At 64.7% G+C, this 18,435-nt stretch carries 20 protein-coding genes; 9 read left to right on the plus strand and 11 right to left on the minus strand.

Annotation, left to right across the window (positions count from 1 at the left end; genetic code table 11):
* Positions 1 to 33 precede the first annotated feature (33 nt).
* The 3 genes from mutS to K3179_RS04260 are packed head-to-tail and all read left to right on the plus strand — an operon-like array spanning position 34 to position 3,481.
* A complete protein-coding gene (gene mutS, locus K3179_RS04250) occupies positions 34 to 2,658 on the plus strand; it encodes a DNA mismatch repair protein MutS (protein ID WP_221562616.1) in 2,625 nt (874 codons plus the stop codon).
* Between the two features lie 26 nt (positions 2,659 to 2,684).
* On the plus strand, positions 2,685 to 3,029 hold the full coding sequence (locus K3179_RS04255; RefSeq protein ID WP_221562617.1) for a hypothetical protein: 345 nt from the start codon (positions 2,685 to 2,687) through the stop codon (positions 3,027 to 3,029).
* Positions 3,030 to 3,070: 41 nt separating this feature from the next.
* Positions 3,071 to 3,481: a YidH family protein gene (locus K3179_RS04260; RefSeq protein WP_221562618.1), complete on the plus strand. Its 411-nt coding sequence runs from the start codon at positions 3,071 to 3,073 to the stop codon at positions 3,479 to 3,481.
* On the opposite strand, the gene K3179_RS04265 is transcribed toward K3179_RS04260, so the two are convergent.
* From K3179_RS04265 to gluQRS, 5 genes are all read right to left on the minus strand, one after another.
* Entirely contained in the window at positions 3,478 to 3,822 is a 345-nt protein-coding gene (locus K3179_RS04265) for a hypothetical protein (RefSeq protein WP_221562619.1), read from the minus strand. The genes K3179_RS04260 and K3179_RS04265 overlap by 4 nt on opposite strands.
* Before the next feature lie 47 nt (positions 3,823 to 3,869).
* Entirely contained in the window at positions 3,870 to 4,742 is an 873-nt protein-coding gene (locus K3179_RS04270; RefSeq protein WP_221562620.1) for a 3-hydroxyacyl-CoA dehydrogenase NAD-binding domain-containing protein, read from the minus strand.
* Positions 4,743 to 4,813: 71 nt separating this feature from the next.
* Positions 4,814 to 5,392 carry a cob(I)yrinic acid a,c-diamide adenosyltransferase gene (locus K3179_RS04275; RefSeq protein ID WP_221562621.1) on the minus strand — a complete coding sequence of 193 codons (579 nt, stop codon included), beginning with the start codon at positions 5,390 to 5,392 and terminating at the stop codon, positions 4,814 to 4,816.
* 22 nt (positions 5,393 to 5,414) lie between these two features.
* Positions 5,415 to 5,645 (minus strand): HIG1 domain-containing protein, encoded by a 231-nt coding sequence (locus K3179_RS04280; RefSeq protein WP_090477353.1) that lies wholly within the window; start codon positions 5,643 to 5,645, stop codon positions 5,415 to 5,417.
* Positions 5,646 to 5,654: 9 nt separating this feature from the next.
* Positions 5,655 to 6,485 carry a tRNA glutamyl-Q(34) synthetase GluQRS gene (gene gluQRS / locus K3179_RS04285; RefSeq protein ID WP_221562622.1) on the minus strand — a complete coding sequence of 277 codons (831 nt, stop codon included), beginning with the start codon at positions 6,483 to 6,485 and terminating at the stop codon, positions 5,655 to 5,657.
* A 116-nt stretch (positions 6,486 to 6,601) separates the two neighbouring features.
* Here gluQRS and K3179_RS04290 point away from each other — a divergent pair, with 116 nt between their 5' ends.
* On the plus strand, positions 6,602 to 7,210 hold the full coding sequence (locus tag K3179_RS04290) for an HNH endonuclease (RefSeq protein ID WP_090477349.1): 609 nt from the start codon (positions 6,602 to 6,604) through the stop codon (positions 7,208 to 7,210).
* Positions 7,211 to 7,325: 115 nt separating this feature from the next.
* Here K3179_RS04290 and K3179_RS04295 read toward each other — a convergent pair whose 3' ends face one another.
* Entirely contained in the window at positions 7,326 to 8,012 is a 687-nt protein-coding gene (locus K3179_RS04295; protein WP_221562623.1) for a type 1 glutamine amidotransferase domain-containing protein, read from the minus strand.
* Between the two features lie 247 nt (positions 8,013 to 8,259).
* On the opposite strand from K3179_RS04295, the gene K3179_RS04300 reads away from it, so the two are divergent.
* From K3179_RS04300 to K3179_RS04320, 5 genes are all read left to right on the plus strand, one after another.
* A complete protein-coding gene (locus K3179_RS04300) occupies positions 8,260 to 8,889 on the plus strand; it encodes a TetR/AcrR family transcriptional regulator (RefSeq protein ID WP_221562624.1) in 630 nt (209 codons plus the stop codon).
* Positions 8,886 to 10,571, plus strand: coding sequence for an MFS transporter (locus K3179_RS04305; RefSeq protein ID WP_221562625.1), 1,686 nt, complete (start codon positions 8,886 to 8,888; stop codon positions 10,569 to 10,571). The genes K3179_RS04300 and K3179_RS04305 overlap by 4 nt, the downstream gene beginning before the upstream one ends.
* Positions 10,568 to 11,677 (plus strand): HlyD family secretion protein, encoded by a 1,110-nt coding sequence (locus K3179_RS04310; RefSeq protein WP_221562626.1) that lies wholly within the window; start codon positions 10,568 to 10,570, stop codon positions 11,675 to 11,677. The genes K3179_RS04305 and K3179_RS04310 overlap by 4 nt, the downstream gene beginning before the upstream one ends.
* A gap of 2 nt (positions 11,678 to 11,679) precedes the next feature.
* On the plus strand, positions 11,680 to 13,047 hold the full coding sequence (locus K3179_RS04315; RefSeq protein WP_221562627.1) for an efflux transporter outer membrane subunit: 1,368 nt from the start codon (positions 11,680 to 11,682) through the stop codon (positions 13,045 to 13,047).
* Between the two features lie 71 nt (positions 13,048 to 13,118).
* Positions 13,119 to 13,712, plus strand: a complete 594-nt coding sequence (locus tag K3179_RS04320) for a nuclear transport factor 2 family protein (protein ID WP_221562628.1) — start codon at positions 13,119 to 13,121, stop codon at positions 13,710 to 13,712.
* Positions 13,713 to 13,752: 40 nt separating this feature from the next.
* Here the strand turns inward: K3179_RS04320 and kynU are convergent, their stop codons facing one another.
* Genes kynU through K3179_RS04345 form a run of 5 tightly spaced genes read right to left on the minus strand, consistent with a single transcriptional unit; the run spans position 13,753 to position 18,407 of the window.
* Positions 13,753 to 14,991, minus strand: a complete 1,239-nt coding sequence (kynU, locus tag K3179_RS04325; protein WP_221562629.1) for a kynureninase — start codon at positions 14,989 to 14,991, stop codon at positions 13,753 to 13,755.
* Positions 14,984 to 15,631 (minus strand): arylformamidase, encoded by a 648-nt coding sequence (gene kynB / locus K3179_RS04330; protein WP_221562630.1) that lies wholly within the window; start codon positions 15,629 to 15,631, stop codon positions 14,984 to 14,986. The genes kynU and kynB overlap by 8 nt, the downstream gene beginning before the upstream one ends.
* Positions 15,628 to 16,419 carry a tryptophan 2,3-dioxygenase gene (locus K3179_RS04335; RefSeq protein ID WP_221562631.1) on the minus strand — a complete coding sequence of 264 codons (792 nt, stop codon included), beginning with the start codon at positions 16,417 to 16,419 and terminating at the stop codon, positions 15,628 to 15,630. The genes kynB and K3179_RS04335 overlap by 4 nt, the downstream gene beginning before the upstream one ends.
* Positions 16,420 to 16,470: 51 nt before the next feature.
* Positions 16,471 to 16,941, minus strand: a complete 471-nt coding sequence (locus K3179_RS04340; protein ID WP_090477337.1) for a DUF4112 domain-containing protein — start codon at positions 16,939 to 16,941, stop codon at positions 16,471 to 16,473.
* A 5-nt stretch (positions 16,942 to 16,946) separates the two neighbouring features.
* Positions 16,947 to 18,407 carry an ABC transporter substrate-binding protein gene (locus K3179_RS04345; protein ID WP_221562632.1) on the minus strand — a complete coding sequence of 487 codons (1,461 nt, stop codon included), beginning with the start codon at positions 18,405 to 18,407 and terminating at the stop codon, positions 16,947 to 16,949.
* Between the last annotated feature and the right edge of the window lie 28 nt (positions 18,408 to 18,435).

Genomic DNA, 18,435 nt, shown 5'->3' on the forward strand with positions numbered 1-18,435 from the left:
CCGAATCGCGCGCCGCCCAGCTACGGCATGGGCATGTCCGGCAAACCCACCCCGATGATGGAGCAATACCTCGCGCTCAAACGCGAAGCGGGCGACGCGCTGCTGTTCTATCGCATGGGCGACTTCTTCGAACTGTTCTTCGACGATGCGCGCGTGGCGGCGGGCGTGCTCGACATCGCGCTGACCAGCCGCGGGGAACATGGCGGGGAGCCGGTGCCGATGTGCGGCGTGCCGGTCCATTCGGCGGAAGGCTACCTCGCGCGCCTGATCAAGGGCGGGTGCCGGGTCGCTATTGCCGAGCAGACGGAAACGCCGGACGAGGCGAAGGAGCGCGCCAAGCGCGAAGGCAAGCCGGTGTCGAAGGCGCTGGTCGCACGCGATATCGTGCGCTTCGTCACGGCCGGCACGCTGACCGAAGAAGCCCTGCTGGAGCCGCGCCGTGCGAACCTGCTGGTCGCGATTGCCCCGGTGCGCGATGCGATCGGGCTGGCGTCCTGCGACATCTCCACCGGCCGTATGGAACTGGAAGAATGCGCGCCCGACCGGCTCGATGCTGCGCTGGCTCGCTTGGGCGCGAGCGAAGTGGTCGCCCCTGACGATTGGGAGCCAAACTCCGAGGAGGTGATTGCCCGCCCCCGCGCCGATTTCCGCAGCGAGGATGGCGAAGCGCGGTTGAAGGACCTTCACGGCGTCGCGACGCTGGACGGCCTTGGCGATTTCACGCGTCCCATGCTGGCGGCCGCAGGCGGGCTGATCGCCTATCTCGACCATACCGGGCGCGGCCAGCTGCCGTTCCTCCTGCCGCCGGTCGCGCGCGGATCGGGCGCGCACCTGGCGATGGATGCGGCGACGCGGACCAGCCTCGAAATCCTCGCCGCGCAGAATGGCGGGCGCGAAGGCAGCCTCATCGCCTGCGTCGATCGCTGCGCCACGGGGGCCGGTGCGCGGCAATTGGCCGAGGACCTCTCCGCGCCTCTGGCCGATCTCGGCGCAGTCGAGGAGCGGCTCGCCGCCGTCCATCACTTCCACGCCGACCCGCTGCTGCGCGCGGACCTGCGCGCCATCCTGCGGCAGGCCCCCGATATCGGGCGCGCCCTGGGCCGTATCGTGGCGGGGCGCGGCAGCCCGCGCGATCTCGGGCAAATCCGCGACGGTCTGTCTGAGGCGCGCCGCGTGCGCGACATGCTCTCGCAAAGCGCGGACCTTCCCCCGCTGCTGGACCGGATGCTCGGCGCGCTCGGCGGGCATGGTGCGCTGGTCGACCATTTGTCGCGCGCGCTCGTCCCCTCTCCGCCGACCGAACGCAGCCAGGGCGGTTTCATCGCCGAAGGTTATGACCACGCGCTCGACGCGCTGCGCGAAACAAGTGGCAATGCCCGGCGCGCGATTGCAGCGCTGGAAGCGAAGTACCGCGAAGAGACCGAGACCGCCTCGCTCAAGATCAAGCACAACAAGGTGCTCGGCTATTTCATCGAAGTGCCCGCCAAGCACGGCGACAAGCTGATGGCACCCGACAGCGGCTTCACCCATCGCCAGACGATGGCCGGCGCGGTGCGCTTCAATTCGGTGGGCCTGCACGATGAGGCCAGCCGCATTGCCGAGGCGGGCGCCCACGCCCTCGCTGCCGAGGACGCGCATTTCGAGCAGCTGGTGAGCGAAGTGTGCACCGACCGCGAAGCAATCGCCGCGACCGCTGCCGCGCTCGCCCGGATCGACGTGTCCGCAGCGCTGGCGGAACGCGCAGTCGAAGGCGACTGGACGCGGCCCGAGATGCACGACGAGCCCTGCCTCGAAGTGACAGGTGGACGGCATCCGGTGGTGGAGCAGGCGCTGGCCAAGGCGGGCGAACGCTTCGTCGCCAATGATTGCGCGCTGGGGCCTCATGACCGGCTGTGGCTTATCGGCGGCCCGAACATGGGCGGTAAGTCGACCTTCCTGCGGCAGAATGCGCTGATCATGTTGCTGGCACAGGCGGGCAGTTTCGTCCCCGCGACCTCTGCAAGGATCGGCCTTGCCGACCGGCTCTTCAGCCGCGTCGGGGCGAGCGACAACCTCGCGCGCGGACGCTCCACCTTCATGGTCGAAATGGTCGAGACGGCGGCTATCCTGAGCCAGGCGACGGACCGCAGCTTCGTCATTCTCGACGAAGTCGGACGCGGCACGTCGACCTATGACGGCATGGCGCTGGCCTGGGCCGTGGTCGAGGCGGTGCACGAACAGCTCGCCTGCCGCTGCCTTTTTGCAACGCATTATCACGAGCTGTCACGCCTAGCCGACACCTGCGACGCGCTCAGCCTCCACCATGTCCGGGCGCGCGAATGGAAAGGCGATCTAGTCCTCCTGCACGAACTGGCCAAGGGCGCGGCCGATCGCAGCTACGGCCTCTCCGTCGCCAAGCTGGCTGGCGTCCCGGCCCCTGTAATCAAGCGGGCAAAGGCCGTGCTCGACAAACTGGAGAAAGGCCGCGCGGAAACCGGCGGGCTGGCCGCAGGGCTCGGCGACCTGCCGCTATTCGCGGCCAGCGTGGAGGCGACCGAGGAGAAGGACGACGGCCTCGGCGCACTGATCGATGCCATCGACGTCGATGCGCTTAGCCCGCGCGAAGCGCTGGAAAAGCTCTACGAACTGAAGGCGCAGGCGGCGGAAAGAAAGGTTTAACCGGGGCGGCGCTATAGGTGCTGCCCATGGAAGCCAGCGTCTTTACCAAGCAGCGCAAGAAGCTCGTCATGATCGGGCTGTTCCTCCTGTCCGTCGTCCTAATGGTCGGGCGCGAGGAAGACCCCGGCATGCTCCAGCAGATCGCCGAGCAGACCGGAGACCAGACGCAGGCCCCGCCGGTTGCACAGCCCGGCGCGCCCGTGCAGCAGCAAGCTGCCGCCCCGCGTCCGCAGGTCCGGCAGGACCCCGCGCTGGACGAGTGGTATTCGCAGGCCGGCACGCTGAACGCGCCGATGGAACCCTCGCCGCAGGACAACAGCTGGCTGATCAACGACACCGAGCCGCTCGTTTCCACCGAACCGGTCGGTTAAGCGACCGGGGAACCTGCGTCTTTCCCATTCGCTGAACCTGAATGGCACAGGACGATCCCCCCAAAGACACCGACAAGAGCACCGAGTGGGCAGAGTTCCGCACGGACCTTGCCGAAGACCGCAACATCATGGCGATGGAACGGACTTTTGCAGGCTGGATGCGCACTGCATTCGCAGCAATCGGCATCGGGCTGGGCTTTCGCGCCGTTTTCGGCGAGTTTCAACCGCCCTGGCTAGCCAAGGCAATCGCTACAGTGTTCATCTTCGGGGGAGGATGGCTCGCGGTGACCGCAGAACGGCGCGCATGCAAAACACTCGCGCGGCTCGACTCGCATAAGTTCGAGGCGATCAGCACGCCGAACTTCAAATTCATGGCCTACGCCGTCGCCACAGGCTCCGCGATATTGATCGCGGGCCTGTGGATCCTGAATGACGGCGATCTGACCGGTTAGCTGCCGTCGCCGCGCAGGCCGTCGGGCTTGTGCTCCTTGCCGTATTTATCGACATTGTCGTCATGGTTCGGTTCGCCGCGATAGGCATCCATGTCGATCCGGCCCGAGCTTTCCATGTCGCGCATGTGATCGATCGTGTCCTGCGTGGAATCGCCCATCAGGCCCGACTTGTTGTCGCTCTTCTCGCTTTCGGTCGGCGAAGTCGTTTCAGTCGTCACCTGCTGTGCCTGTTCGGCCACTTCCTGGGCCTGGCTGCGGTGATCGTCCTGTTCGTCGTTATGCGTTTCGGGCGCGAGGCCCGACTGGCGCATTTCCTGGCTCTCTGCCTTGGTATCGGTCATGCAAAATCTCCTTTGCACGACCAACGGGCGGCGAGGCCGGGAAGTTCCTAGCGCGTGGGGACCGGAGCCTCGCCCGCATAGTCGTAGAAACCGCGGCCGGTCTTGCGGCCGAGCCAGCCGGCTTCGACATATTTCACCAAGAGCGGGGCCGGACGATACTTGCTGTCGCGCGTGGTGCGATAGAGCACCATCAGGATGTCGAGACAGGTGTCGAGGCCCACGAAATCTGCCAGCTGCAGCGGGCCCATCGGGTGGTTGAGGCCGAGGCGGCAACCCTTGTCGATGTCCTCGATCCCCGCAGTCGACTGGCCGAGGACGAAGATCGCCTCGTTGATCATAGGCAATAGGATGCGGTTGACGACGAAGCCCGGCTCGTCCTGGCTCAGCACCACTTCCTTGCCCAGCGCTTCCGCGAAGCCGCGGGTACGCAAGGTGGTTTCCTCGCTGGTCGCAAGGCCGGGAATGACTTCGATCAGGCCCATCACGGGGACGGGATTGAAGAAGTGCAGGCCGATGAAACGCGCCGGGTCGGGCGAATAATTCGCCATGCGCGTGATCGGGATCGAGCTGGTGTTCGACGCCATGATCGCATCGGCGCGCAGTTTCTCGCCCGCCTTTTCGAAGATCGCCTGCTTGATCTCTTCCTTCTCGGTCGCGGCCTCGATGATCATCTCGGCCTCGTCCATGCGCGCATAGTCGCCGACGGGCGTGATCCGGCCCATGGTCGCTTCGGCATCCGCGATTTCAATCTTGCCGCGCCCGACCAGCTTGCCGAGGGCCTTGTCGATCTTGCCAACGGCAGTCTCTGCCACTTCCAGGTTCACGTCGGCGAGCAGCACCTGCATACCGTGCTGCGCAATGGTCTGCGCAATGCCGGAGCCCATCTGGCCCGCACCGATGATGGCGATCGTCTTGCTCACGTGATTTTCCCTTCGCAGATGCAGCAAAGGCGCTGCACTAGCGAGAAGGAACGCCGCTGGCTAGCGCCGCTTCAGCGATTTGCGCCGGGAACCCACTTCACATCGTCCGCGCCGTTGGAATTGGCTACACGGGCGAGCACGAAGAGATAGTCGGACAGGCGGTTGATATAGGCCAGCGCCTGCGGATTGACCGCCTCGCTGGCGGCAAGGGCAACGCAGGCCCGCTCCGCACGGCGCACGGCCGCACGCGCCACGTGAAGGCGCGCCGAGGCCTCGCTGCCGCCGGGGAGCACGAAACTGGTCAGGGGTTCGAGATGCGCATTGGCCGTGTCGATAGCCTCTTCCAGCCATGTCACCTGGGCGGCGACGATACGCAGCACCATTTCGGAAGGCGCAAAATCGTCGCCCTCTTCGGCAGGGGTCGCAAGGTCGGCACCGAGGTCGAACAGATCGTTCTGGATGCGGAACAGCGCTTGTGCATGTTCGCTATCCGCTAGCGCAACGGCCGCATGGCCGAGCGCGCTGTTCGCTTCATCCACCACCCCGATCGCGTCCATGCGCGGCGCGTGCTTGGCAAGGCGCGAGCCGTCGACGAGGCCGGTCGACCCGTCATCGCCGGTGCGCGTGTAGATCTTGTTGAGCTTGACCACCCCTAAGCCCGTTCGATGCGGATCAGGCGGCGACGGCGAGCATGATCGCCATGATCACGATGGCCACCGCCTGCCATTTGACGCGCGCCATCATCGCCTTGTTCTGCTTCAGCTGCATTTCGGTCGCATCCACCTGCTCGCCGCTCTGCAAATCGATCTTGGTCGATTGGAGGAAAGCCACCACGCCGCGCACGAGGGACACGACGACCATGATCATGGCCGCGAGGATGAGGATTACGAAGACTGTGTTCATGGGGCCTACCTAGGTACTGACGAGCGAAATTCCAGCTGGAAACTGTTCAGCGCGCAGCGCGTCGGCAAGTTCCCGCCCGTCCTCTCCGCCAAGCCTGCGATCGGCCAGGCTGGGCGATCCACGCCGCTTGGCGAGCTTCTGCCCGCTCTCGTCGACCAGGATCGGATGATGGTGCCAATCGGGCACCGGCAGGTCGAGCAGCGCCTGCAGCACACGGTGCACATGGGTAGCCGCGAACAGGTCCTGCCCGCGCGTGACCAATGTCACTCCGTCCGCCGCATCGTCGAGCGTGGCGGCAAGGTGATAGCTGGCCGGCGCGTCCTTGCGCACAAGCACCACGTCGCCGAGCGGGCGCGGGTCGGCCCGGATGAGACCAGCCAGCTCGTCTTCCCAGAAAATCTCGCCCACTTCGGCCATGGCACGGTCCACGTCCAGCCGCAGGGCAGCGGGCTTCTCCGGATCGAGCAGGCGGCCCTTGCAGGTGCCGGGATAGATCGCGCCTTCGGGCCCGAAACGAGGTTCGGCCGCCTGGATATCGGCGCGCGTGCAGGTGCACGGGTAAAGCAGGCCGCGATGCAGCAGATCGCGCGCGGTCTCCTCATAAGTCGCCAGCCGGGTCGATTGCGCGGGCACTTCTTCCCATTCCAGCCCCAGCCATTCGAGATCGGCGCGGAATTCGTCGGCCAGTTCGGGGCGCGAGCGTTCGCCGTCGATATCCTCGATCCGCAGCAGGAAACGTCCGCCCCGCTCGCGCACCAGATCGTGCGCCACGATGGCCGCATAGGCGTGGCCAAGATGCAGCGAGCCATTGGGGCTTGGGGCGAAGCGGGAGACGATCACGTGACGGGACTCGCGGGATAAGCTTGTGGATAGCCTGTCTGTAACAGTCTTGACCCTTTTGTTTGCAAGTGCATTCTCAACCTCATCGGGGAGGGACGCACACGTGTCTACGACTGATGTTCAAGGCTGAGTTACTCGAACGCGCGGCTCGTTTCCGCAGCGCCGACGAGGATCCGACACGAAATCTGGAATCGTGTCCCTCGCTCGTGCTCAACGCGGATTACACGCCGCTATCCTATTATCCGCTGAGCCTGTGGCCCTGGCAGACCGCAATCAAGGCGATCTTCCTCGACCGCGTGGACGTGATCGAGACCTACGAGCGCGAGGTCCATTCGCCCAATCTCGACATGAAGATTCCCAGCGTGATCGCGCTGAAGCAATATGTGAAACCGTCCGAATTCCCGGCCTTCACACGCTTCAACCTGTTCCTGCGCGACCGCTTCTCCTGCCAGTTCTGCGGCGACATGAACAATCTGACCTTCGACCATGTCGTGCCGCGCCGCCTGGGCGGGAAGACGACGTGGGAGAATATCGCCACCGCCTGCGCGCCCTGCAACATGAAGAAGGGCGGCCGCACGCCCAAACAGGCGGGGATGACGCTCTATCACGAGCCGATCCGCCCGACCCACTGGCAATTGCAGCAGCACGGCAAGATGTTCCCGCCCAACTACCTGCACGAAACATGGCGGGACTGGCTCTATTGGGACATCGAGCTGGAAGCGTAAGCGCGGCGATACTGCCGGACTGCTGGTCGCCGACTGCTACGGGCGTCCAGCCTCACATCACTGCGAGCCTGGACGCCTATCGCGGCTGTTCGAGGAGCGATGCCCTCGGCCTATTTCACTTCGCGGCGGCGAGCGCTTCGAGCAGTTTTTCGGCCGCCGGTTCGCTCGAGGGCGGGTTCTGGCCGGTGATCAGCAAGCCGTCCTGCACGACATAGGGCTCGAACACGCCGTCCTTGGAAAAATCGCCGCCCTGCTGTTTGAGCACGTCCTCCAGCAGGAAGGGAACCACGTCGGTCAGGCCGACCGCTTCTTCTTCCTCATTGGTGAAACCGGTGACTTTGCGGCCTTTCACGATCGGGTCGCCCTCCGGAGTGGCGACATTCTTGAGCACAGCCGGCGCGTGGCAGACGAGCGCCACCGGCTTGCCAGCCGATAGTGCGCCTTCGATGGTCGCCTTGGAATCGGCGCTTTCGGCAAGGTCCCACAGGGGTCCGTGACCGCCGGGATAGAACACGCCGTCAAAATCGGCGACATCGATCCCGGCAAGCTTGTGGGTCGATGCGAGATGCGCCTGCGCTTCTTCGTCGCTCTTGAACCTCTTGGTTGCATCGGTCTGGGCATCGGGCTCGTCGGACTTGGGATCGAGCGGGGGCTGGCCGCCGGCAGGGCTCGCCAGGGTGATGTCGTGCCCGGCATCCTTGAGCACATAATAAGGGGCAGCAAATTCTTCGAGCCAGAAACCAGTCTTCTTGCCGGTATCGCCAAGCTCGTCGTGGCTGGTGAGAACCATGAGGATTTTCATACGGCTAGTCCTTTCGCACAGTGGGGGAACGCCCGTCGCATCGGGACGGAGCCTCGGGATTGGAACACGCGAGGCACGGTTCGGTTTCGCCCCGCCCCTCCTCATCGCTGGACCCGCTGCGCGGAGGGGACCATAAGCGAGCCGCGGGTCGCTCCCACGCGGTAGGCTGCGCGCCCATGAGAATTTATTCAACAGCCATTGAATAACCCGTTCGCGCGATTATGTTGCGGCGCACAAGGAGCGATCGATGGCTGAGCGACGCGGGCGGGGACGCCCGAGCGATACACTAACGGATACGAGTGCAGCGATTGCGCAGGCAGCGCTGCAGCGCTTTGCCGCGCGCGGTTTCGAGGCGACGTCGCTGCGCGAAATCGCCGGTGACGCCGGGGTCGACGTCGCGCTGATTTCCTACCGTTTCGGCGGCAAGCTTGGCTTGTGGAAGGATATCGTGTCGACGGCGGGGGTGGACCTGCGCGAGGCTCTGGAGCAGGCGCTCGGCGACAGTGATCCCGGCAATGCCCGGCAGCAGCTCGACCATTCGACACGGGCTTTCCTCGCCTACCTCCTCGCCCGTCCCGAAATCCCCCGCCTGCTGCTGCGCGACATCACGATCGATAGCGACCGCTCGCAATGGCTGCTCGAAACCCTGTCCTTACCGCTCCACCGGCATTTCATCGACTTGGCGCAGGCGGCTGCGGACGAGGACGGGAAAAAGCCGACGCACCTCCAGTTCCGGGTGGCGAATTTCATATATTCCGCTGCCAGCACGGTCGCGCGGCGCGAACGCCTCGGCAAGCTGGTCGACGGCGTGGGAGACGACGACCAGTTCGCAGCCGCGCTCGAAGGCGTTCTGCTCGGGGAAGGTCTCGGATTGTGACCGACCGCGCGCCCCTTATCGACCATGTGGACGGGTACCGGTTCAAGCCGCACGAGATGCCGATCCTTCCCGGTTCTCCGGCCAATCCCGACCACCCCCCGGCACGCCGCGCGGCCTATCTCGCCATCGGCGTCTTCATGGCCCTGGTGGGCGGTGCGCAAAACGGCTTCTTGCTCGCCAATGCGCCGGCTCTCCAGGCCGAGTTCGCGCTCACCCCGGTCGAGACCGGGTGGCTGACCGTCGCCTTCTATTCGACCTATGCCACGATGAGCATGCTGTTGTTCCGCGTGCGCCAGGAATTCGGCATCCAGCCCTTCGTGCGATGGGCCATGGCGGGACTGGTCGCAGCCAATTTCGTGCAGATGATCGGCCCCGGCTATTATCCCGAGCTCGCCGCGCGCGCTGTTGCGGGCATTACCGCCAGCGGCCTGTCGGCGCTCGCGATCTATTACCTCATGCAGGGCCTGCCAGCCGCCATGCGGGTTGGCGGGCTGGTCATCTCTCTCGGCCTTACCCAGGTCGCTTTCCCGCTCACCCGCGCTTTATCGCCCGCGCTTCTGGTCGATGGCGACATCACGCATATCTTCCGGTTCCAGTTCGCGCTCTCGCTGGTCGGCTTCGGCATGGTTTACATGCTTCGCCTGCCGCCCGGCATCCGCAAGCCGACCTTCGAAAAGCTCGACATTCCGAGCATCGCGCTGTTCGTGATCGGCGTTGCCGCGCTGTGCGCATTCCTGATCCAGGGCCGCATCCAGTGGTGGGACACGCCCTGGCTGGGTTACGCGCTGGCCGCCAGCGTCCTCGCGCTGGGCGGATGCTTCCTGATCGAAGCCAATCGCAAGAGCCCCATGCTCGACCTCAGCTGGCTGTCGAGCCGCGCGATCCTCGCCCTCGCCCTGATCGGGGCGACGGTGCGCATCCTCGTCGCCGAACAGGGTTTCGGGGCCAGCGGAATGTTCGCCGCGCTGGGTTACGGCAACGAGCAGCTGACCGGCTATTTCTGGGTCCTCGCCGGGGCGACATTCGGCGGCATGGCGCTGTCGGTTGTCCGGCTCGATCCCAGGGACCTCACGCGGCCCGTGCTCTTCGCGATCCTCGTCATCGGCATCGCTGCCTTTGCCGATACGCGCACCGGGGTGATGACGCGGCCGCAGGACCTCTACCTCACGCAGGCCGCCATCGCTTTCGCAGCCGTTTTCGCCATGGGGCCGATCATGATGGAAGGGATGCTGCGCGCCCTTGCGGCAGGCCAGAGCTACGTCATCAGCTTCATCGCGATATTCTCGCTCTCGCAATCGATCGGCGGCCTTGCCGGGATTTCGCTGCTGTCGGCCTTCCACACCGTGCGCCTCAAGACGCACCTCATCGATGCCGGCAGCACGCTCACGCTGGCCAACCAGCAGCTGGGCGAGGCTCTCGGCAATGCCGCACGGCGCGCCGCGCCGCTCCAGGGCGATCCCGCGCTCCGCCAACAGGAGGCTGCGGCGAATATTTCGGCAGAGGTGGGCCGCGAGGCCGCAGTGCTCGCCTTCAACGATGTTTTCTTCCTCATCGGCACGCTGTCGGCTGTGACCTTCGCCGTCGTCTTCGTGCCGTGGCTCCTCAACAAAATCCGCGGGCGCAACCCGCTCGCCAAGGAACTGGCCTTCATGGAGGCCATGCTCGCAAGGACCAGACAATGACCGACCCTACCCAGCCCGAAAACCAGGCCGACAGCGACGCCATGCCCGCTCCCGAACGCGAAACGGGCTGGTCGCCCAACCCGTCCCGCCGCCGGATCGTGGTGGCGACCGCGGCGATCCTGATCGGCGTGCTGGTGGCGCTGTTCGCCTGGGGCCTGCCTCCTTTCGCAGGGGGCGACGAGACAACGAACAACGCCTATGTCCGCGGCCGTACCACGGTCGTCAGCCCGCAGGTTGCAGGCTATCTCGTGGACGTCCCGGTGGTGGATTTCCAGCGCGTGCAAGAGGGCGACCTGCTGGCGCGGATCGACGATGCACCCTTCCAGCAAAAGCTCCAGCAGGGCGAGGCCAATACGGCAGCGCAGGAAGCCACGCTCGCCAACAGCGCCCAAAGCCTGCGGTCGGCACGCGCACAGCTCGAAGCGCAGGACGCCGCAGTCGCAGCGGCGCGTGCGGGGCTGGAGAAGGCCCAGGCCGACATGAACCGCATCGCCGAACTCGTCGGCGAAGGCTCGGTTTCCCTGCGCGAGCGCGACCAGGCGCGTGCAGCCCTGCAACAGGCACAGGCAGGCGTAAGGCAGGCGCAGGCGCAGCGCGCCATCGCGGCGGAAAACGTCCGTTCGGTCACCGTTGGGCGGGGCGCGCTGGAAGCGCAGGTCGCTGGAGCCGAGGCTTCCAAGGGCCTTGCCGAATTCGAGCTGTCGCGCACCGAGATCCGCGCGCCGCGCTCCGGGCGGCTGAGCGAGGTCAGCGCGCGCGTCGGGCAGCTGGTCACTGCCGGAACGCAGCTCATGTACATCGTGCCCGACGATTTGTGGGTGGTCGCCAACTTCAAGGAAACGCAGACCGCGAATATGGCCGTCGGCCAGCGCGCCACGCTGGAAATCGATGCACTCGGCGGCATCGAGCTGACCGGCCGCGTACAGAGCATCGCGCCTGCCGCCAGCAGCGAATTCAGCCTCGTCAAGCCGGACACCGGCGCGGGCAATTTCGTGAAGGTGCCCCAGCGCATCGCCGTGCGGATCGTGCTCGACAAGGGACAGCAGGCGGCAGAGCGGCTCGGCCCGGGCATGTCCGTAGTCGCCACCGTCCATACGAAGGACTGATCATGAAGTGCAGATCGCTCGCCCTAGCGGCCACCACCGCCCTCGCCCTCTCGGCCTGCGCTCCTGCATTGCAGGACGCGCCCATCGGCGCGGCAGTATCCCCGCCGACCGAATGGCGTACGCAGCTTGAAGTGACCGCCCCTGTCGAGCGGGAGTGGTGGGCCGGTTTCGGCGACCCGCAACTTGTACGCCTCGTCGAACAGGCACAGGCGAACAATCCCGACTTGCAAGTCGCCGCAGCCCGCGTCGAAGAGGCGCGCGCGACCGAGCTTGGCTCACGCGGCTTCCTCCTTCCCGCCATCGGTGTCGGCGCCGAGGGCGGCGTGCGGCGCGAAATATCGCCTTTCGGCCAGCCGCAGACGACGCTAGCGTCACAGCCTGCATTCCGAGCCAGCTACGAGCTCGATCTCTTCGGCAAGAACGCCGCCCGCGTGGATGCCGCCGAAGCCGGTGTTGCCGCAAGCGCCGCAGCCGCAGAAGCGGCACGCCTGTCGGTGAGCGCAGCGACTGCCAGCGGCTATATCACCCTGCTGGCGCTCGACCGGCGGCTCTCGGTGCTGGAGGAAACGCTGGTGGCACGGGAGGAAGCGGTGAAGTTCGCCCGCGACCGGGCCGAGGTCGGCTACACCTCTCAGCTGCCCCTGAGGCAGGCTGAGGCGGAATACCAGGCGACCGCGCAGCTCGTCCCGCAACTCAAGGCGCAGATCGCGCGTCAGGAAAACGCGCTTTCGGTCCTGACCGGCGAATTGCCGGGCGCGATCGAGCGCGGCGGGACGTTCGAAGCTCTGCGCCGGCCACCGGCACCTGCAGCCCTTCCTGCCGAATTGCTGCGCCGCCGTCCCGATGTCGCTGCCGCGGAGTACCGCATTGCCGCCTCGGATGCACAGATGCGCCAGGCGCGCGCGGACTTCATGCCTTCGATCGATTTGGGGGCGACGGCGGGGATGGTGCTTTCCGACCTGCTCGCCGATCCGGTGGGCGTCTGGTCGCTGGGCGGCAGCATCCTGGCTCCGATCTTCCAGGGCGGGAAGCTGCAGGCGCAGCTCGACGGAGCGACGGCGCGCAGGGACCAGGCGGCATGGGCATACCGTTCGACCGTCCTGTCCGCGTTCGGGGAGGTTGAGGACCGCATGGCGGTGCTGGCCAATCTGCAGGACCAGCAGGTCGCGCTCGAAGCCCAGCAGATAGCCGTTGCCGACGCGCTGCGTCATGCGCGCAACCGGTACCGGGCCGGCTATTCGCCCTATATCGAACAGGTCGATGCACAACGCGCCCTGCTTGGCGTCGAATTGTCGCTGATCGAGGTGAAGGCCAATGAACTGACCGCGCTGGTCGGCCTTTACCAGGCCGTCGGCGGTTCGCCGGAATAGGACTGACGGAGTAATTCCGGGTCGGCGGTGAAGCGGCCGCCGGGGAACAGATTGCGAGACATCTCCGAGTCTTGAAAGATTGGCGGCGCGCCGATTTGCCTGTCCTGCTCGGGTGTGAGACAATCCGCATCGATGACGAGGGGGAAAGCGAAATGTCAGGCAAGAGTTTCGGTGTGTTCGTATCTTTTCTGGCGCTACCAGCCCTGTACAGCTGCAATGACAGCGGAGAAAGGCCGCAAGCAGTTCAGGATGACCTGATAAACACGGAATATCCCGAAGATGTCGCCGAGATAGAGGCCGTTCTTGCCGACATTCAATTGACTATTCGCGAAGGCGACATTGACAGGCTGATATCCCATCACGCTTACAGCCCCAAATTCTCGGACTTCCAAGATGGTGGTATGAGGACCGGTGCGACCGAGAACGAAAGAAATGAGCGCGAATTCTTCGGAGGGGCTAGCAGCATCGAAAAGTTTGAATATGCCGATCCGAAAATCTCAGTCTATGGCGATGTCGCCGTCGCAACTGTCCATCCTGATGTCGAAATGACCTTTGGTGATCAGGCAATTGCTGCAAGACGTCAGCTTACTTTGGTTTTTGCAAGGACCGAAGGCGGCTGGAAAATCGTGCATGAGCATAACTCGCCTCTGAACTCGGAGGCCTGAACGATGTTTCCAAGCAGCTCTTTTCAAACGTTGCAGGCGATCAGGTAACCGCTGAGCGTTCCTGGAATTCGGCGCGTTGCCATTCGCCGCTTTCCAGCACTTCGGCCAAGTGGCGCGCTGCCTCCGCAATGTCCTCGAACCGCAGGTAAGCCGGCGCGAAGCCGAAGCGCAGGATGTCGGGATCGCGAAAGTCGCCGATCACGCCGCGCGCGATCAGGGCCTGGCAGATAGCATAGGCTTCTTCATGCCGGAACGAGAGCTGGCTGCCGCGCTGCGCCGGGTCGGGCGGACTGACGAGTTCCAGATCAACGCCGTTTTCCGCGAGGCATTGGCGGAAAAATTCCGACAGCTTTTGCGATTTGGCATAGAGCCGCTCGATCCCGATTTCGGCGATAATATCGACGCCGACTTCCAGCGCCGCGAGGCCGAGAATTCCGGGAGTGCCGCACAGCAGGCTGTCGACCCCGGCGGCTGGCGTGTAGTCGTCGCTGAAGGCAAAGGGCCTTGCATGCCCCATCCAGCCCGACAGTGGCTGGCGAAGTGCAGAGTCCTCTACATTATCGGCTACATGGTGTTTAGCAGCGACGAAGGCATATGCAGGCGCTCCGGGGCCACCGTTCAGATATTTATATCCGCAGCCGACGGCAAAATCCGCTTTGCAATCAGCAAGATGCACCGGAAGAGCCCCGCCCGAATGCGACAGGTCCCACAGCACCAGCGCACCTTTGTCGTGTGCAGCGCGGGTCAGCGCTTCCATATCGAATAGCTCGCCGGTCTTGTAATGCGCATGGGTGAGGAGAAGCAGGGCTACATCCTCGTCGAGCGCATCGAGCAACTGGTCGCGCTCGACCAGCCGCCGCTCCGCAAGCCCCTGTTTTTCCAAGCCTTCGATCATGTAGACGTCGGTCGGGAAATTGCCCGGCTCGCTCAATACGACCTTGCGCCCGGGCCGCATCGCGAGGGCTGCAGAAATCAGCTTGTAGAGGTTCACCGAAACGCTGTCGCACGCGATGACCTCGTGCGGCTGCGCGCCGATCAGCGGTGCGATCTTGCCGCCGACGCGCTGGGGGAGATGGATCCAGTCAGCGCTGTTCCAACTGCGGATGAGGTCGCGGCCCCATTCCTCGCGCACCACCTGCTCCAGCCGCGCCGGCGTGGCGCGCGGAAGGCAGCCGAGGGAATTGCCGTCGAGATAGACGACACCTTGGGGCACGTCGAACCGCTCGCAAAATTGCGCCAGCGGATCGGCCGCATCGAGACTGCGCGCGCGCTCAAGCATCGGGAATCTCTCGCAAAATAGCGCGGGTCAGGCCCGCATCGCCGCCTCCGACCTTGAGCGGCAGGGCAATCAGTTCGTACCGCCCTTCCTCCACCCCGTCGAGCACGAGCCCTTCGAGAATACGCATGGCATTTTTCGCCACCGTCTTGTGGGCATCCATCGTCTTGGAATCCTGCGGATCGACGCTCGGCGCGTCCGTGCCGATCAGCTTGACGCCCTGCAGCGCCAGCCATTCGACCGCCTCTGCCGAAATCGGCGTCCAGTCGCTGCGCCATTCGTCATGCGGAAAGCTGTCCCAGGTACGGAAAAGCACGCGGTCCACGCTGTCGAGATGCGGAAGGTCGGCGACGTCGATTTCGCCGGAAACGCCGCGGGCATCCACAACAAGGCAGTGCCCGATGAAAGGGTCGAGCTCCATGCTCGCGGCATCCATTCCGTCGGCGGCATAGTGCAGCGGCGCATCGGCGTGGGTGCCGGAATGCGTGGTCATCGTCATCTTGCCGACATTGACCGGCGAGCCGTCCTCCATCCGCCACGTCAGCTCGAAACCGAACTCGGTATCGCCCGGCCAGACCGGCAATCCGGGGCGCAGGACCTGGCTGATATCCCAGATCCGGAGCGGGCTGCGCCACGAACTCATATCGCGGTCCTAACGCTCAGCAATTCGGGGAAGAAAGCCGCTTTCAGCACGCCGGCGAGGTAGGGCACGCCCGGCGTGCCGCCGGTGCCGCGCTTGAAGCCGATGATCCGCTCCACGGTCTTGAGATGGCCGAAGCGCCAGCGCTGGAAATGGTACTCCAGGTCGACCAGTTTTTCGGCCAGTTCGTAGAGGTCCCAGTGCTCCTTGGGCGAACGATAGATTTCGGCCCATGCCGCCTCGACTTCGGAGGAATGCTCCCATACGGCTCCGACATCGCGCTCGAGGACCGCATCCGGAATAGAAAAGCCGCGCCGGGCAAGTAGCGCAACGACCTCGGCATAGATGCTCTTGCGCTCCATTTCCGCGCGCAAATCCGCCGCCACTTCGGGCGTCGCTTCGTGCATGGTGATCATGTCCGGATTGCGCCCGCCGAGAAGGAATTCCATCATGCGGTATTGCGCACTCTGGAACCCGCTCGACCCGCCGAGATGGGGGCGGATGGTCGAATAATCGTGCGGCGTCATGGTGCTGAGCACGTCCCAGCTCTGGATCAGCTGACCTTGCGCCCGCGCCACCCGCGCCAGCATCTTGAACGAGGGGCGCAGGCGGTCTTCGACAATGCAATCGCGCGCCGCGAAAAGCTCGTGCAGGCACAGCTTGAGCCACAGTTCGCTGGCCTGGTGGACGATGATGAACAGCATCTCGTCATGCGCATCCGAGGAAGGATGCTGGGCGGAGAGGATCCGATCTAGGTCGAGATAGCTGGAATACGTTACGTCCTGCGTCATGCGCCCTGCCTTATGGCTGGGACGCACAAGGCGCAATGGTCGCGGCCGAAACTACTGGTCGATGACCCGCGTTTCAGGATGGTGCTTGTCGAGATGCTTGCGGATGGTGCGCAGGTTCTTGGTGTTGGACCTGTAAAGCACGTCGAACGCATCGCCGATCAGCGGCACCGCACCGACCGCCGTGTCGAACCCTACCCGGCCGAGCATGTGCCAGAGCTTCCATTTCGGCAGGCCGAGGTTGCGGGCTTCCCACACGATATAGCTGCCCATGGCGGCGGTAATGATGTCGCCCACCACCGGTACAAGGCCCACGATCGTGTCGAGACCGATGCGGTAGTTCGTGCCCGGCAGGACCATGCTGCGTTCGAGGATCATCTCGAGCGCTTCGACCCGGCGACGGATCGATTGCGGATCGCTGCCGGTGGGCAGATCGAAGGCGAAACCCTGCGCATAGGCGCGATTTTCGGTGCGATCCTGGCCGCCCTGATAGGGCTCTATCGGAGTGAGGCGATTGTCTTCCATTGCCCTTAGATGGGCGCGCGGGTGAGCGGGAACAAGGGATGGAAGGCCCACGGGTTCTCGGAAAAGCCTTCCACGTCGGAGCGCACCTGCGCCCAACGGATCGGCGCACCGAGCGGAATATAGTAGTTCAGGGAAGTCAGGCTTTGCTCGGCCTCCGCCAGATAGGACGCTTCCTCGTTCGGGTTCTGGGCATCGACGGAAAGCGATACGAGGAAGTCGACGTCTTCCGAGCAAACCTGCGGCGAAACCTTGCAATTGAACTGGTTTAGAAACCAGCGGGCACCGGCAAACCGCGCCACCCGGTCTCGCAGGACGAGGTCTGCCGAACGCCTGTTTTCCGCGCGCTGCGCAGCGATCCCGACCTGGCCGAGGTCGGCTTTGAGACGTTCGAACAGAATATCCGAACCGGGCCCGTCGGGCAGGGCGATCGAGATGCCCGGCGCACGCCCATTGGCGCTGGTCCATGCCGCAGCCCTTTGCGCCGCCCTGTTGCGCCGCTGGTCGAGCGATAATCCTTCCCACCGGGCCGGAGCCTGGGCAACGGCAGTTGGAAGATCGTCCGGCACGATGCGGTACGATGCATTCCAGCCCTCGATACTCAGCGCACTGGCAATCGCGCCCCGGTCGATGGCCAGGGCGATTGCCTCGCGGTTTTCGCTCGAGGCGAGGAATCCTTCGCGGCGGACCACGTCGAAGCCCAGTAATCCGATCGCGGAGTCCAGCCGCACGCTGGCGCGGGCGAAAGTGCTGGTGGATGCCAGCGGCAAGTCCTGCATCCTGCCTCCCAGCATGAGGTCGTACTGGTTCTGCGCAAAACCCTGAGCCGCGGCTTGGGCGCCAACGGATTGGAAACGGATCGAGCGCAGCCTCTCTTCCCAGTCCTGCTGCGGCGGAAGGCCGCGCTGCTCGGGCGGCATCACCTCCAGCGTGACCGCATCCTCGGATCTTGCCGCCACCATCGGTCCCGTGCGCGCAAATTCTCCGCCAATTCCGAGTTCCGGCTGGGCGAGCAGCTGCAGGAGGCCGGGCATTGGGCTCTTCAGGCGGATTTCGACCACCCTTCCCGTCATCGCCCGCACGTCCGCGACCTTGGCAAGGTCCAGCCCGAGACTGGTTCCCTCGAGCCGGGATAACGTGCGCACCAGCGAATCCCTGACGCTATTGGCAGTCAGGCGCGATCCATCCGGCAGATCGAATTCGGTGATCCTGAAAATATAGCTCTTGCCATCGTCCGTGACGATCCACCGTTCGGCGATGGCAGGGACGACCTGTCCGTCCGAATTCATCCGCACCAGGCCCTGATGGGTTGCGCCGCGGATATGCTGAGCGGCCGGACCGATCCTCAGCCCCTGTTCGAAAGCGTCTTCGGGCGAGCCGATGAAAGCGACATCGACAACCCCGTCGTCCTCGCGATTGTCGCAGGCGGCCAGGGCCAGGATTGCGATAAGGGCTGCTGGAAAACGCATGACGCTGGGTTAGCAGCGACACCGTTTC

The organism is Qipengyuania intermedia (genome assembly GCF_019711615.1).
Taxonomy (GTDB): Bacteria; Pseudomonadota; Alphaproteobacteria; order Sphingomonadales; family Sphingomonadaceae; genus Qipengyuania; species Qipengyuania intermedia.

What these genes read in the sequence shown, in the direction of transcription:
- mutS (WP_221562616.1), top strand. Translation starts at nt 34, where the DNA reads ATGTCCGGCAAACCCACCCCGATGATGGAGCAATACCTCGCGCTCAAA.
- K3179_RS04255 (WP_221562617.1), top strand. Translation starts at nt 2,685, where the DNA reads ATGGAAGCCAGCGTCTTTACCAAGCAGCGCAAGAAGCTCGTCATGATC.
- K3179_RS04260 (WP_221562618.1), top strand. Translation starts at nt 3,071, where the DNA reads ATGGCACAGGACGATCCCCCCAAAGACACCGACAAGAGCACCGAGTGG.
- K3179_RS04265 (WP_221562619.1), bottom strand. Translation starts at nt 3,822, where the DNA reads ATGACCGATACCAAGGCAGAGAGCCAGGAAATGCGCCAGTCGGGCCTC.
- K3179_RS04280 (WP_090477353.1), bottom strand. Translation starts at nt 5,645, where the DNA reads ATGAACACAGTCTTCGTAATCCTCATCCTCGCGGCCATGATCATGGTC.
- K3179_RS04290 (WP_090477349.1), top strand. Translation starts at nt 6,602, where the DNA reads ATGTTCAAGGCTGAGTTACTCGAACGCGCGGCTCGTTTCCGCAGCGCC.
- K3179_RS04295 (WP_221562623.1), bottom strand. Translation starts at nt 8,012, where the DNA reads ATGAAAATCCTCATGGTTCTCACCAGCCACGACGAGCTTGGCGATACC.
- K3179_RS04300 (WP_221562624.1), top strand. Translation starts at nt 8,260, where the DNA reads ATGGCTGAGCGACGCGGGCGGGGACGCCCGAGCGATACACTAACGGAT.
- K3179_RS04310 (WP_221562626.1), top strand. Translation starts at nt 10,568, where the DNA reads ATGACCGACCCTACCCAGCCCGAAAACCAGGCCGACAGCGACGCCATG.
- K3179_RS04315 (WP_221562627.1), top strand. Translation starts at nt 11,680, where the DNA reads ATGAAGTGCAGATCGCTCGCCCTAGCGGCCACCACCGCCCTCGCCCTC.
- kynU (WP_221562629.1), bottom strand. Translation starts at nt 14,991, where the DNA reads ATGCTTGAGCGCGCGCGCAGTCTCGATGCGGCCGATCCGCTGGCGCAA.
- kynB (WP_221562630.1), bottom strand. Translation starts at nt 15,631, where the DNA reads ATGAGTTCGTGGCGCAGCCCGCTCCGGATCTGGGATATCAGCCAGGTC.
- K3179_RS04335 (WP_221562631.1), bottom strand. Translation starts at nt 16,419, where the DNA reads ATGACGCAGGACGTAACGTATTCCAGCTATCTCGACCTAGATCGGATC.
- K3179_RS04340 (WP_090477337.1), bottom strand. Translation starts at nt 16,941, where the DNA reads ATGGAAGACAATCGCCTCACTCCGATAGAGCCCTATCAGGGCGGCCAG.
- K3179_RS04345 (WP_221562632.1), bottom strand. Translation starts at nt 18,407, where the DNA reads ATGCGTTTTCCAGCAGCCCTTATCGCAATCCTGGCCCTGGCCGCCTGC.